This is a genomic window from Streptomyces sp. NPDC090798 (assembly GCF_044768965.1).
Classification (GTDB): Bacteria; Actinomycetota; Actinomycetes; order Streptomycetales; family Streptomycetaceae; genus Streptomyces.
This window is the reverse complement of record NZ_JBIVXA010000038.1, coordinates 34881-47626: the sequence shown is the minus strand read 5'-3', so window position 1 is coordinate 47626 and position 12746 is coordinate 34881. Positions and strand designations below refer to the sequence as shown.

At 70.1% G+C, this 12746-nt stretch carries 13 protein-coding genes; 9 read left to right on the top strand and 4 right to left on the bottom strand.

All coding sequences use genetic code 11. From position 1 onward, the window contains the following. Positions 1-970: 970 nt before the first annotated feature. From deoC to ACIQTP_RS45190, 3 genes are read left to right on the top strand one after another with little or no spacing between them, the layout of a single operon-like run. Positions 971-1921 carry a deoxyribose-phosphate aldolase gene (gene deoC, locus ACIQTP_RS45200; RefSeq protein ID WP_402036020.1) on the top strand — a complete coding sequence of 317 codons (951 nt, stop codon included), beginning with the start codon at positions 971-973 and terminating at the stop codon, positions 1919-1921. A gap of 5 nt (positions 1922-1926) precedes the next feature. Further along, positions 1927-3375 carry an aldehyde dehydrogenase family protein gene (locus ACIQTP_RS45195; protein ID WP_402035092.1) on the top strand — a complete coding sequence of 483 codons (1449 nt, stop codon included), beginning with the start codon at positions 1927-1929 and terminating at the stop codon, positions 3373-3375. Then, the gene (locus tag ACIQTP_RS45190; RefSeq protein ID WP_403411615.1) at positions 3368-4276 is read left to right on the top strand and encodes an aldehyde dehydrogenase family protein; all 909 of its coding nucleotides are present in this window, start codon (positions 3368-3370) and stop codon (positions 4274-4276) included. Before ACIQTP_RS45195 ends, ACIQTP_RS45190 begins: the two co-directional genes overlap by 8 nt. Positions 4277-4313: 37 nt before the next feature. On the opposite strand, the gene ACIQTP_RS45185 is transcribed toward ACIQTP_RS45190, so the two are convergent. Further along, complete coding sequence (locus ACIQTP_RS45185) at positions 4314-4730, bottom strand: hypothetical protein (protein ID WP_403411612.1); 417 nt, start codon at positions 4728-4730, stop codon at positions 4314-4316. Between the two features lie 221 nt (positions 4731-4951). Between ACIQTP_RS45185 and ACIQTP_RS45180 the strand changes: the two genes are divergently transcribed. Then, positions 4952-5578 (top strand): uridine kinase, encoded by a 627-nt coding sequence (locus ACIQTP_RS45180; protein ID WP_402035085.1) that lies wholly within the window; start codon positions 4952-4954, stop codon positions 5576-5578. 220 nt (positions 5579-5798) lie between these two features. Here the strand turns inward: ACIQTP_RS45180 and ACIQTP_RS45175 are convergent, their stop codons facing one another. Continuing rightward, positions 5799-6551, bottom strand: coding sequence for a SigE family RNA polymerase sigma factor (locus ACIQTP_RS45175; RefSeq protein ID WP_403411608.1), 753 nt, complete (start codon positions 6549-6551; stop codon positions 5799-5801). A 309-nt stretch (positions 6552-6860) separates the two neighbouring features. Here ACIQTP_RS45175 and afsQ1 point away from each other — a divergent pair, with 309 nt between their 5' ends. The 5 genes from afsQ1 (at position 6861) to ACIQTP_RS45150 (ending at position 10923) form a co-directional block, all read left to right on the top strand. After that, positions 6861-7538, top strand: a complete 678-nt coding sequence (gene afsQ1, locus ACIQTP_RS45170) for a two-component system response regulator AfsQ1 (RefSeq protein ID WP_403411605.1) — start codon at positions 6861-6863, stop codon at positions 7536-7538. Further along, positions 7535-9112, top strand: a complete 1578-nt coding sequence (locus ACIQTP_RS45165) for an ATP-binding protein (protein ID WP_403411602.1) — start codon at positions 7535-7537, stop codon at positions 9110-9112. The genes afsQ1 and ACIQTP_RS45165 overlap by 4 nt, the downstream gene beginning before the upstream one ends. After that, entirely contained in the window at positions 9109-9756 is a 648-nt protein-coding gene (locus ACIQTP_RS45160; RefSeq protein ID WP_403411599.1) for a hypothetical protein, read from the top strand. The genes ACIQTP_RS45165 and ACIQTP_RS45160 overlap by 4 nt, the downstream gene beginning before the upstream one ends. A gap of 295 nt (positions 9757-10051) precedes the next feature. Next, complete coding sequence (locus ACIQTP_RS45155; protein ID WP_403411597.1) at positions 10052-10603, top strand: VanZ family protein; 552 nt, start codon at positions 10052-10054, stop codon at positions 10601-10603. 119 nt (positions 10604-10722) lie between these two features. Beyond that, complete coding sequence (locus ACIQTP_RS45150) at positions 10723-10923, top strand: PspC domain-containing protein (RefSeq protein ID WP_402035080.1); 201 nt, start codon at positions 10723-10725, stop codon at positions 10921-10923. A 104-nt stretch (positions 10924-11027) separates the two neighbouring features. On the opposite strand, the gene ACIQTP_RS45145 is transcribed toward ACIQTP_RS45150, so the two are convergent. Both ACIQTP_RS45145 and ACIQTP_RS45140 read right to left on the bottom strand, forming a co-directional pair. After that, complete coding sequence (locus tag ACIQTP_RS45145; protein WP_403411595.1) at positions 11028-11381, bottom strand: ATP-binding protein; 354 nt, start codon at positions 11379-11381, stop codon at positions 11028-11030. A gap of 147 nt (positions 11382-11528) precedes the next feature. Beyond that, the gene (locus ACIQTP_RS45140; protein ID WP_403411592.1) at positions 11529-12677 is read right to left on the bottom strand and encodes an adenosine deaminase; all 1149 of its coding nucleotides are present in this window, start codon (positions 12675-12677) and stop codon (positions 11529-11531) included. Between the last annotated feature and the right edge of the window lie 69 nt (positions 12678-12746).

Sequence of the window (12746 nt, the reverse complement as noted above, 5' to 3'; positions counted from 1 at the left end):
TCCCGCCGAAGGATCTTGAAGATCTCCTGTTCGAACCATGCTCCCGAGTGGTCCTCCAGGTCCATGGCGGCGTCGAGCTGGTCCCCCTCGGGCGCGTCAGCGTCATTGAGGATGGCGAGCAATTGGACCGCGACGACATCGTCCGGCTGTGACCTCATCGACCCGGCTCTCCCTCTCGAACTGATCTTTGACTCCGCGGCGACGCTCTCACCGAAACGGCTCCCTCTGACGCCCTGTCGCCGGCGCACTCCGCCTGCCCTCGCTTCCTCAGTCCGACCGAGGTCATGGAGGAGTTCCAGATCTCCGAGCCGACGTCATCATCCTTGGACGCCGGCAGATTTCCTATCGCTTTAAAGGCCCCGGCTCGCCCGGCGTTCGAAAGCGGGACGATCGGGAGCGCCCCAAGCCCCCACCCTTCACCCCGCCCCGCACCCCCTGGCCCAACCACCGCTTGACCACGAGGCCGAAGACCAATGCCCCACCCACCCTGGCCGCATCCCCAGCCCGTCCCACGCTCGAGGACAAACCCTTGGGCGGTCCGGGGGGCGGCAGCCCCCGACGGGGTGCAGACGGAGCGCAGGGGCCCGGGGGCGCAGCCCCGCAGAGGTCCCGGGACGGAGCCCCGCAGGGGTCCCGGGGGCGCAGCCCGCAGGGTCCCGGGGGCGCAGCCCGCAGGAGGCCCGAGAGCGCAGCCCCGCAGGAGGCCCGAGAGCGCAGCCTCTCAAGGGTCCGGGGGCGTAGCCTCTGACGGGGTCGAAGTAGCGCAGCCCCGCAGAGGTCCCAGGACGGAGCCCCGCAGGGGTCCCGCAGAGGTCCCGGCGCGCAGCCCCTGGTGGGGTCGGAGGGGCGGAGCCCCTGGGATGGGACGGGTAGGGGCGGCGGGGGCGAGACCCGCCCGGTGCGCACTCCCCCACACCCACCCCCAGGGCTGTACAGCCGCTACGCGCGTAGATATGCTCAGCTCGTGACCATGCCCACCACTGCACCCGCACTCGGCGACGTAACCGCGTCAGACAGCACGCTGCGCCGCTTCCTCCACGGGCTCCCCGGCGTCGACACGGTCGGCCTGGAGGCGCGCGCCGCCGCGCTCGGCACCCGTTCCATCAAGACGACCGCGAAGGCGTACGCCATCGACCTCGCCATCTCGATGGTCGACCTGACGACGCTGGAAGGCGCGGACACCCCGGGCAAGGTCCGGGCGCTCGGCGCCAAGGCGGTCCACCCCGACCCGACCGACCGTACGGCCCCCGCCACGGCCGCGGTCTGCGTCTATCCCGACATGGTGGCCACCGCCAAGGACGCCGTCGCCGGCTCCGGCGTGAAGGTAGCCTCCGTCGCCACCGCCTTCCCGGCCGGCCGCGCGGCCCTCGACGTGAAGCTCGCCGACGTCCGCGACGCGGTCGCCGCCGGCGCCGACGAGATCGACATGGTCATCGACCGCGGGGCGTTCCTCGCGGGCAAGTACATGAAGGTGTACGACGAGATCACCGCCGTGAAGGAGGCCTGTGGGACCAGCGCCCGCCTGAAGGTCATCTTCGAGACCGGCGAGCTCTCGACGTACGACAACATCCGCCGCGCGAGCTGGCTCGGCATGCTGGCCGGCGCGGACTTCATCAAGACCTCGACCGGCAAGGTCGCCGTCAACGCGACCCCGGCGAACACGCTCCTCATGCTGGAGGCGGTCCGCGACTTCCGCGCCCAGACCGGCGTCCAGGTCGGCGTGAAGCCCGCCGGCGGCATCCGCACCACCAAGGACGCCATCAAGTTCCTGGTCCTGGTGAACGAGACCGCGGGCGCGGACTGGCTGGACAACCACTGGTTCCGCTTCGGCGCGTCCTCGCTCCTGAACGACCTGCTGATGCAGCGTCAGAAGCTGGCCACCGGCCGCTACTCCGGCCCCGACTACGTGACGGTGGACTGATCACCATGGCATCCGCATCCGCATCCGCTTTCGAGTACGCACCGGCGCCCGAGTCCCGCTCCGTCGTCGACATCGCGCCCTCCTACGGCCTGTTCATCGACGGCGAGTTCACCGAGGCGGCGGACGGCAAGGTCTTCAAGACCGTCTCCCCCTCCACCGAAGAGGTCCTGTCCGAGGTCGCCCAGGCGGGCGCGGAGGACGTCGACCGCGCCGTGAAGGCCGCCCGCAGGGCCTTCGAGAAGTGGTCGGCGCTGCCCGGCTCCGAGCGCGCCAAGTACCTCTTCCGCATCGCCCGGATCATCCAGGAGCGCTCCCGCGAGCTCGCCGTCCTGGAGACCCTCGACAACGGCAAGCCGATCAAGGAGACGCGCGACGCCGACCTCCCCCTGGTCGCCGCGCACTTCTTCTACTACGCGGGCTGGGCCGACAAGCTCGACCACGCCGGCTTCGGCGCGAACCCCCGCCCCCTGGGCGTCGCGGGCCAGGTCATCCCCTGGAACTTCCCCCTCCTGATGCTGGCGTGGAAGATCGCCCCGGCGCTGGCGACCGGCAACACGGTCGTCCTCAAGCCCGCCGAGACGACCCCCCTGTCCGCCCTGTTCTTCGCGGACATCTGCCGCCAGGCGGGCCTGCCCAAGGGCGTCGTCAACATCCTTCCGGGATACGGCGACACGGGCGCCGCGCTCGTCGAGCACCCCGACGTGAACAAGGTGGCGTTCACCGGCTCCACCGCCGTCGGCAAGGCGATCGCCCGCCAGGTCGCGGGCACGGACAAGAAGGTCACCCTCGAACTCGGCGGCAAGGGCGCGAACATCGTCTTCGACGACGCCCCCATCGACCAGGCCGTCGAGGGTGTCGTCACCGGCATCTTCTTCAACCAGGGCCAGGTCTGCTGCGCGGGCTCCCGTCTCCTCGTCCAGGAGTCGATCCAGGACGAGCTGCTGGACTCGCTGAAGCGCCGCCTCTCCACGCTCCGCCTCGGCGACCCCCTCGACAAGAACACGGACATCGGCGCGATCAACTCCGCCGAGCAGCTGTCCCGCATCACCTCGCTCGTCGAGCAGGGCGAGGCCGAGGGCGCCGAGCGCTGGTCCCCGGCCTGTGAACTCCCCTCCTCCGGCTACTGGTTCGCCCCGACGCTCTTCACGAACGTCACCCAGGCGCACACCATCGCGCGCGACGAGATCTTCGGCCCGGTCCTGTCCGTCCTCACGTTCCGGACCCCCGACGAGGCCGTGGCCAAGGCCAACAACTCCCAGTACGGCCTCTCCGCCGGCATCTGGACCGAGAAGGGCTCCCGGATCCTCGCCGTCGCGAGCAAGCTGCGCGCGGGCGTCATCTGGTCCAACACGTTCAACAAGTTCGACCCGACCTCGCCGTTCGGCGGTTACAAGGAGTCGGGCTTCGGCCGCGAGGGCGGCCGTCACGGCCTGGAGGCGTACCTCGATGTCTGAGAAGACCGACAAGAACGAGCAGCAGCGACTGAGCGTCTTCAAGACCTACAAGCTGTACGTCGGCGGGAAGTTCCCGCGTTCCGAGAGCGGCCGGGTGTACGAGGTGACGGACTCGAAGGGCAAGTGGCTGGCCAACGCGCCGCTCTCCTCCCGCAAGGACGCCCGTGACGCGGTGGTCGCCGCCCGTAAGGCGTTCGGCGGCTGGTCCGGCGCGACGGCGTACAACCGCGGTCAGATCCTCTACCGCGTCGCCGAGATGCTGGAGGGCCGAAGGGACCAGTTCGTCCGTGAGGTCGCGGACGCGGAGGGCCTGTCGAAGTCCAAGGCTGCCGCGATCGTCGACGCGACGATCGACCGCTGGGTCTGGTACGCGGGCTGGACCGACAAGATCGCCCAGGTCGTGGGCGGCGGCAACCCGGTCGCGGGCCCCTTCTTCAACCTCTCCACCCCGGAGCCGACGGGCGTCGTCACCGTCCTCGCCCCCCAGGAGTCGTCCTTCCTGGGCCTGGTCTCGGTGATCGCCCCGGTGATCGCGACCGGCAACACGGTGATCGTGATCGCGAGCGAGAAGTCCCCGCTCCCGGCGCTGTCGCTGGGCGAGGTGCTGGCCACGTCCGACCTGCCGGGCGGTGTCGTCAACGTCCTCTCCGGCAGGACGGCGGAGATCGCAGCTCCCCTCGCCGCGCACCAGGACGTCAACGCGATCGACCTCGCGGGCGCGGACGACGTACTGGCGAAGGAGCTGGAGATCGCCGCGGCCGACAACCTGAAGCGGGTCGTCCGTCCACAGCCTGTGGATTATTCACGGACGCCCGGCATCGAGCGCCTGACGGCCTTCCTGGAGACGAAGACGGTCTGGCACCCGACGGGCGCCCTCGGCGCCTCCGGCTCGTCCTACTGAGTGGATCCCCGCGCCCCGTTCCGGGGCGCGGGGAAGCTCACGCACCCCCCAGCAACCCCAACGCCTGCCCCACCACCGGCACGCTGCCCACCGACGGCGCCTGCGCCAGCGGCCCCGTCAGGGCCTGCGAGGTCAGCGGCTCGAAGTCCGCGAGCTGGGTGCCCACCCCGTTGTCGAGCGGGTCGACCCCGGTGCCGGCGAGCGGGTTGGGCTTGAGGCCCGCGACCGGGCCGGTGACGTATCCCACCGTGCCGGTCAGGGCCCCCAGGCCCGCCTGCGGGTCGAGGTTGCCCAGCGAGGCGGGCTGGGCGCGCATCAGATCCACGGCGGGGGCCGTGTCCGCGACGGCCGGACTCGCGGCGGCGGCCGCACCGGCGGCGACCACCCCGAGCGCGACGGCGACGCGCGCGGTGGTGCGGGCCAGGGGGGTCTGCTGGTGTGCGTGTCGCGCCATCGGAAGTCCTCTTCGGTGAACGTAACGCATGCGGGCGGAGAGCAACGGGAATCGCACGCAGAGTAGTTGACCCGGATGCCGTTCCGGGCGGCGATGGCGGCGGATTCCCCTGTGAGGGTCAACAGACATACGGACGTAACCCCGATAATCCTTCGGGATAATGTTCCGGAGGCCTGCCGAAGCGCGGCGTGGCCCGGCCGAGTCACAGAAGGTACAGAGAATTGGGTTCCCCTCCTCCGATACCCACCCGTGTGGTGCTGCTCTGCGGCCCCTCCGGCTCTGGAAAGTCCCTTCTCGCGGCCGACTCCGGGCTCCCTGTGCTCCGCCTCGACGACTTCTACAAAGAGGGCACCGACCCGACGCTCCCCCAGGTCGAGGGCAGCTCCGACATCGACTGGGACCATCCGCAGTCGTGGGACGCGGACATCGCGGTCGCGGCGATCGAGGAGCTGTGCCGTACGGGACGTACGACCGTTCCCGTCTACGACATCGCGCTGAGCGCCCGTACCGGTGCGGAGGCGCTGCACATCGGGCCCACGCCGCTGTTCATCGCGGAGGGCATCTTCGCCGCCGAGATCGTCGAGCGCTGCCGGGAGCTGGGGATGCTGGCCGACGCGCTGTGTCTGTCCCGCGGCCCGCTGACCACGTTCCGCCGCCGCTTCCTGCGGGATCTGCGGGAGGGCCGCAAGTCGGTCCCGTTCCTGCTGCGCCGCGGCTGGCGCCTGATGCGCGCCGAACGTTCGATCGTGGCCCGGCAGAGCGCGCTGGGCGCCCACCCCTGCGACAAGACCGAGGCCCTGGGCCGACTGGCCGCGGCGGCCGCCGGACGCTGCACGACAGCGGCGTAGACACGAGCCCCTGCGCGGAAACACGCACAGCGGCCACACACAGCGGCTACACGAGAAAAGCGGCCACACACGAAAAGAGGCCCAGGCGGACCCCCCGTCCGCCCGGACCTTTTCTCGTTTCCCCCGTGCTCCGCAGGGGTCCCCCGACCCCGTTGGCTTTCCCCCCGGTACTGCTCCCCCGTACCAACCGGCAGACCGGTTACCTGCCCCCCACAGACCTTCAGGCGACGAGCTCCCCGAAGGACTCCTCCTCGTCACGGCCGAAGCTGAGGACCTCGTCCTCACGCATGCGGCGGAGCGACCGCCAGATGCTGGACTTCACCGTGCCGACACTGATGTCGAGGATCTCCGCGATCTCCGGGTCCGTGCGGCCCTCGTAGTAACGGAGGACCAGCATGGTGCGCTGGAGTTCGGGCAGCCGGGCCAGCGCCTGCCACAGCACGGCGCGCAGCTCGGTGCCGCGCATCGCGTCCGTGTCACCGGCGGTCTCCGGCAGTTCCTCGGTCGGGTACTCGTTCAGCTTGCGGCGGCGCCACGCGCTGATGTGCAGATTGGTCATGGTGCGGCGGAGGTAGCCCCCGACCGCGGCCTTGTCACTGATCCGGTCCCAGGCCCGGTACGTCGAGAACAGCGCGCTCTGCAGCAGGTCCTCGGCCTCGAAGCGGTCCCCGGTCAGGTGGTAGGCGGTTGCGTACAGGGAGGCGCGGCGCTCCTGGACGTAGGCGGTGAACTCCGCCTCCGACACCGAGCGACGTTCCCCCGTGGCCTCCCTGTACGCGGCTCCCCCGTGAGCTCCCCCGTTACCGCCGTTCTCCCCCGTGAAGGCGTCAACCACCGTCATGTACATGGTGTGCTGACGCCCGGCGCCGCGAGCGCACCCCCGCCCGCTCACGGCACCGGACTTCTCCGAACCCCTGACGTCGTGGAGCCGCGTGACAACTGCGCTAGTGCTGGTGCTGTGCAGCGTGTTCATCTCGCGCCCCCCGTCGTGGAGTTCCGGTTCTTCGGTTCGTTCCGTCGTGCTGTGTTGCCGTCTTGCCGTCTTGCTCTCTTGCTTGTGTCGAAAAGCTTGCCCGGGCCACTTCATGGCCGTGTCCGCCGACTGTCACAGACCTGTCACAGGGCCCCTCCCCAGGCGCGTCACGGCACGATCACAGCGAGGTCACAGAGGAGAGCGGTACGGCCGCGTGAAGGCCCTTCAGGTGCCACCTTCTGTGCGGGAGATGGGTGGGAGCGCTCCAACTGTCGAAAGAGTCCCTCGCCATGGGCCAGAATGACGTTCGTGCCTTCCCTGTTGCTGATCGAGGACGACGACGCCATCCGTACGGCCCTGGAGCTCTCTTTGACGCGCCAGGGACACCGGGTGGCCACCGCTGCCACCGGCGAGGACGGTCTGAAGCTGTTGCGTGAGCAGCGGCCGGATCTGATCGTGCTGGACGTGATGCTGCCCGGCATCGACGGGTTCGAGGTGTGCCGGCGCATCCGGCGCACGGACCAGCTGCCGATCATTCTGCTGACCGCGCGCAGCGACGACATCGACGTCGTGGTCGGACTCGAGTCCGGCGCCGACGACTACGTCGTCAAGCCCGTGCAGGGGCGGGTGCTCGACGCCCGTATCAGGGCCGTGCTGCGGCGCGGGGAGCGCGAGGCCAACGACTCGGCGACGTTCGGTTCCCTCGTCATCGACCGGGCGGCCATGACGGTCACCAAGAACGGCGAGGATCTGCAGCTGACGCCGACCGAACTGCGGCTGCTCCTGGAGCTGAGCCGCCGGCCCGGACAGGCGCTGTCCCGCCAGCAGTTGCTGCGACTGGTGTGGGAACACGACTACCTGGGCGACTCGCGGCTGGTGGACGCGTGTGTCCAGCGGCTGCGCGCGAAGATCGAGGACGTACCGTCCTCGCCCTCCCTGATCCGTACGGTCCGCGGAGTCGGCTACCGACTGGACACTCCTCAGTGACCCCACCGCACGACGAGCTCCGCGGCTGGGCCGCGGCGCGCCGGGCGATCCTGGCGGGGCTGCGCTTCACGAGCCTGCGACTGCGGCTGGTCGTGGTGTTCGGACTCGTCGCGCTCACGGCCGCCGTGTCGGCGTCGGGCATCGCGTACTGGCTCAACCGCGAGGCGGTGCTGACGCGTACGCAGGACGCGGTGCTGCGCGACTTCCAGCAGGAGATGCGCAACCACGCGAGCATGCTGCCGGTGCACCCGGCGCGGGACGAACTGCAGCGCACGGCGGGCCAGATGGCCAACAGCAGCCAGCGCTTCAGCGTGCTCCTCGTCGCCCAGGACGGCAACGGCAAGACGGTCATCGGCAACTCCGCGCTGGACACCTTCACGCTGGACGACGTACCCAAGTCCCTCCAGAAGGCCGTGAACAAGGAGCAGTCGCTCTCCTCGAACAACAAGTCGGCCTATCACCTGTACTGGCAGCGCATCACCGACCACGACAAGCCGTACCTGGTGGGCGGCGCGAAGGTGATCGGCGGGACGACGACCGGCTACATGCTCAAGTCCCTGGAGCCCGAGGCCAAGGACCTCAACTCGCTGGCCTGGTCACTGGGCATCGCGACCGGCCTGGCCCTGATCGGCTCGGCGCTGCTCGCCCAGGCTGCCGCGACGACGGTCCTCAAGCCGGTGCACCGCCTCGGCATCGCGGCCCGCCGCCTGGGCGAGGGCAAGCTCGACACCCGGCTGCGCGTCTCGGGTACGGACGAGCTCGCGGACCTCTCCCGTACGTTCAACCACACCGCGGAGTCCCTCGAGAAGCGCGTGGACGACATGAGCGCCCGCGAAGAGGCGTCCCGCCGCTTCGTGGCCGACATGTCCCACGAACTCCGTACGCCGCTCACCGCGATCACCGCCGTGACGGAGATCCTGGAAGAGGAACTCGACGCGGAGACCGGCAGCGTCGACCCGATGATCGAGCCGGCCGTCCGGCTGGTCGTCAGCGAGACCCGCCGCCTCAACGACCTCGTCGAGAACCTCATGGAGGTCACCCGCTTCGACGCGGGCACCGCCCGGCTGGTCCTCGACGACGTGGACATCGCCGACCAGATCACCGCGTGCATAGACGCGCGCGCCTGGCTGGACGCCGTCGACCTGGACGCCGAGCGCGGCATCATGGCGCGCCTCGACCCGCGCCGCCTGGACGTGATCCTCGCGAACCTCATCGGCAACGCGCTCAAGCACGGCGGCAGCCCGGTCCGTGTCTCGGTCCGCGAAGAGGCCGACGACCTGCTCATCGAGGTCCAGGACCACGGGCCCGGCATCCCCGAGGACGTCCTCCCGCACGTCTTCGACCGCTTCTACAAGGCGAGCGCCTCCCGCCCCCGCTCCGAGGGCAGCGGTCTGGGCCTGTCCATCGCCCTGGAGAACGCGCACATCCACGGCGGCGAGATCACCGCGGCCAACGCGCCCAAGGGGGGCGCCGTCTTCACGCTCCGCCTCCCGCAGGACGCGTCGGAGCTGCTCGCCGACGACGAGCGCGAGCGCGGACGGAACGGGAACGGTACGGAGGGCAGCGCCGGATGACGACCTTGGTACGAGGCCGAGGCGGGCGCCGACGGACGCCTCTCGCCCCCCTCTCCCTCCTCTCCCTCCCCCTTCTCGCCGTCCTGCTCGCGGGCTGCGGTATCCGTTCCACCCAGGTTCCGACGGACTTCGGCCCGGCGCCGTCCCGGGTCCCGTGCGCGCTGTCCGGCCCGGACATCACCACCCAGTCCTCCCATGGCATCCCGGTCCAGGTCTTCCTGATCTGCTCCGGGCAACTGGTGACGGTCGACCGGTCCGTGCGGATTCCCGACGGTACGGCGGAGGGGGCGCGGCGGGTTCTGGTGGCGCAGGGGCTTCTCGACGAGCTCGCCGAGACGCCCTCCACGCCCGAACAGCAGGCCGGCTACACGACCGACGTGCGGGGCGGGATGACGGTGAGCGGGCCTCGGCCCAAGGACCCCGAGGACGCGCTCCGCCTCAGCACCCCGCCCCAGGACCTGACCTCCGCCGCCCTCGCCCAGATCATCTGCACCTTCTCCGACTCCGCCGCCGCGCAGGACGACGGTTCGGTCATCCTCGGTGGCCCCGGCACGACCCCGCTGCGCAGCTACGAGTGCCCCACCGACGTCCGCGCCAACCCCACCACCAAGTCCCCACCGTCCACGGCGATCTCCGGCGCGTAATCGTTTCGGGCAACTGTTTCCTCGCCCCCGCCGCCCCTACCCATTCCCATCCCCTGGGGGCTCCGCCCCCAGACCCCCTATCGGCCTGAACGGCCTCGTCCTCAAACGCCGGACGGGCTGAAGACGCCGGCCGGAGTGCAGGCTTTCAGGGGCGCGGGGAACTGCGCGACCCGCCCCCACCGGCCCGCGGACGCCAAGCCGTTCCCGCTGCGCACCGTATGTGTGGCGCATCCCTCAGCCCCAAGCTCACCAACAACCCGGAACCAATCCTGCCGACCCCCGCGTCTTGGGAGGCGTGCAACGTCAAGGCGAAGGCGGCGGCAGCGCCGTGACCCGCGTCCGTGCGACAGGAGGTCTCCTCCTCGTCGCACATCTCGCGCTCGTCGCCTGGATCACCCTGCGTCCCCTGGACGTCCCCTGGGTGAGCCCCGCCAACCTCCGCCCGTTCGCCGGCATCAGGGCCGACCTCGCGCTGGGCCCGGCGGAAGCCGCCCGCCGGATAGGTGAGGGCCTCGGTCTGCTCGCCCCACTCGGCGTCCTGCTGCCCATGGCCGGCGGCAGGCTGACGGCATCCCCGCTCGGCTCCCTCGTCCGCACGGTCGCCGCCGGCGCCCTGATCTCACTGGGCATCGAACTGCTGCAGACCGGCGTCCCCGGCCAGGTCGCGGACGTCGACTCCCTGCTGCTCAACACGGTCGGCGTCGCCCTGGCCCATCTCGCGGTCGTGCCCACCGCCAGGGTCAGGCTCCGCCGCCGGGCCGAGACGCGGCGCCACGCGGCCCTCCCCCGGGAGGACACGGCTCAGGGTCGCACCCCGACGATTCCCAGGGTCGGCATCGCCCCGTAGAGCGACGCTTCGCCCGCTTCGTCACCGTAGCGTTGAAGACATCGAAGAAGACCTCGATGCCTCGACATCCCGGCATCCCGGCATCCCGGCATCCCGCCACGGTTCACGAAGGAGCCATCATGAACGCCCTTGCCCGCCCCACCAACGGCCGCATGATCGGCGGAGTGTGCGCAGCGCTGGCGCGGCGCTTCGGCACCTCCGCGACCACGATGCGTGTGATCTTCGTTCTCTCCTGCCTGCTCCCGGGCCCTCAGTTCCTGCTCTACATAGCGCTGTGGATCCTGTTCCCCTCCGAGGACAAGGCCCGCACGGCCTGGTGACCCCCCGCGGCTCCCACGGCACGACACGCCGGTGAGGCGCACCCCAATCAGGGTGCGCCCCACCGGCGTTCGTACAGGCGAAAGGGCGAAGCGAGCGGAAGGCGTCAGCCGAGCGGCAGCCCGTTCAGCGGCAGACCGTGCGTCGGCAGGCCCTGCAGCGGCAGTCCCCCGAGCAGCCCGGCCACCGGCGCCGTCGGCCCGTCGGCAAGGACCTTCGCGACGGCGGGCTGGGCCGCGGCCACCCCCGCGCCGAGCGCGCCCTGCCCCTGGGTGAGCGCCTCTCCCGCACCCGGGAGCGCCGCCGCGACGTTCTGCGCGGGCAGCGTCTGGGTGACCGTGCCCAGCGCCTGGGAGGCATCCGGCACGGCCGGGGCGGCGTTCGCGGCGCCCGCGCCGACGGCGGCGAATGCGGCACCGAGAGCGGCGACACCGAGGGTCTTGGCAGCAGACTGCTTCATATTGAATGCGTCCTTGGATCCGTGTGACGGGGATGTGAGCGGTCCAAAAACGTAAACACGCAGAGCCACCCGCCGCAAACATCAAAAAGCAGCCGAGTCATGGAGAACAAGTGAAGACCCGGCTGCTTTTCGCTCCTTCGATCAGCCCTATTCCTCCAAGGAACCGCTGGTGGAGGCGGTCTGCTGGAACAGCCATTCGGACTTGAGCTCTGCATATCCAGGCTTGATCACGTCATTGATCATCGCCAGTCGTTCATCGAAAGGAATGAATGCTGACTTCATAGCATTGACAGAGAACCACTGCATATCGTCGAGCGAATAACCGAACGCATCGACCAGGTGCTCGAATTCGCGCGACATGCTCGTCCCTGACATGAGCCGATTGTCCGTGTTCACGGTCGCCCGGAAGTGCAGGCGCCGCAGCAGACCGATGGGGTGCTCCGCGTAGGAGTCGGCAGCGCCGGTCTGGAGGTTGGAGCTGGGGCACAGTTCGAGTGGGACGCGCTTGTCACGCACGTACGAGGCCAGGCGTCCGAGCTTCACCGAGCCGTCCGCCGCGACCTGGATGTCGTCGATGATCCGCACACCGTGACCGAGCCGGTCCGCACCGCACCACTGGAGCGCCTGCCAGATGGAGGGGAGCCCGAAGGCCTCGCCGGCGTGGATGGTGAAGTGGTTGTTCTCGCGCTTGAGGTACTCGAAGGCGTCGAGGTGACGGGTGGGCGGGAAGCCCGCCTCGGCGCCCGCGATGTCGAAGCCCACCACGCCCAGGTCGCGGTAGCGGTTGGCCAGTTCGGCGATCTCCAGGGCGCGGGCCGCGTGCCGCATGGCGGTGAGCAGGGCGCCGACCCGGATGCGGTGGCCGTTCTCCCGGGCACGCCGTTCGCCCTCCCGGAAACCCTCGTTGACGGCCTCGACGACGTCTTCGAGGGTGAGCCCGGCCTCCAGGTGCTGCTCGGGCGCGTACCGCACCTCGGCGTAGACGACCCCGTCCTCGGCGAGATCCTCGGCGCACTCGGCGGCGACCCGCACCAGCGCCTCGCGCGTCTGCATGACGGCACAGGTGTGGGCGAAGGTCTCCAGGTACCGCTCAAGGGACCCGGAGTCCGCGGCCTCACGGAACCAGACGCCGAGTTTGTCGGGGTCGGTCTCCGGGAGCCCGGAATAGCCTGTCTCCTGGGCGAGTTCCACGATCGTCCCGGGGCGCAGGCCCCCGTCGAGGTGATCGTGCAGCAGGACCTTGGGCGCCCGGCGGATCTGTTCCGAGCTCGGGGTGTTCTTGATCTGGCTCGTCATTTTCGCACTCTAGACCCTACGCGCGTAGATCTCCTGTCACGCCGTCCGTCGATACGTAACGGTGACCAG

What these genes read in the sequence shown, in the direction of transcription:
- ACIQTP_RS45195 (WP_402035092.1), top strand. Translation starts at nt 1,927, where the DNA reads ATGGCATCCGCATCCGCATCCGCTTTCGAGTACGCACCGGCGCCCGAG.
- ACIQTP_RS45185 (WP_403411612.1), bottom strand. Translation starts at nt 4,730, where the DNA reads ATGGCGCGACACGCACACCAGCAGACCCCCCTGGCCCGCACCACCGCG.
- ACIQTP_RS45150 (WP_402035080.1), top strand. Translation starts at nt 10,723, where the DNA reads ATGAACGCCCTTGCCCGCCCCACCAACGGCCGCATGATCGGCGGAGTG.
- deoC (WP_402036020.1), top strand. Translation starts at nt 971, where the DNA reads ATGCCCACCACTGCACCCGCACTCGGCGACGTAACCGCGTCAGACAGC.
- ACIQTP_RS45145 (WP_403411595.1), bottom strand. Translation starts at nt 11,381, where the DNA reads ATGAAGCAGTCTGCTGCCAAGACCCTCGGTGTCGCCGCTCTCGGTGCC.
- ACIQTP_RS45175 (WP_403411608.1), bottom strand. Translation starts at nt 6,551, where the DNA reads ATGAACACGCTGCACAGCACCAGCACTAGCGCAGTTGTCACGCGGCTC.
- ACIQTP_RS45160 (WP_403411599.1), top strand. Translation starts at nt 9,109, where the DNA reads ATGACGACCTTGGTACGAGGCCGAGGCGGGCGCCGACGGACGCCTCTC.
- ACIQTP_RS45140 (WP_403411592.1), bottom strand. Translation starts at nt 12,677, where the DNA reads ATGACGAGCCAGATCAAGAACACCCCGAGCTCGGAACAGATCCGCCGG.
- ACIQTP_RS45190 (WP_403411615.1), top strand. Translation starts at nt 3,368, where the DNA reads ATGTCTGAGAAGACCGACAAGAACGAGCAGCAGCGACTGAGCGTCTTC.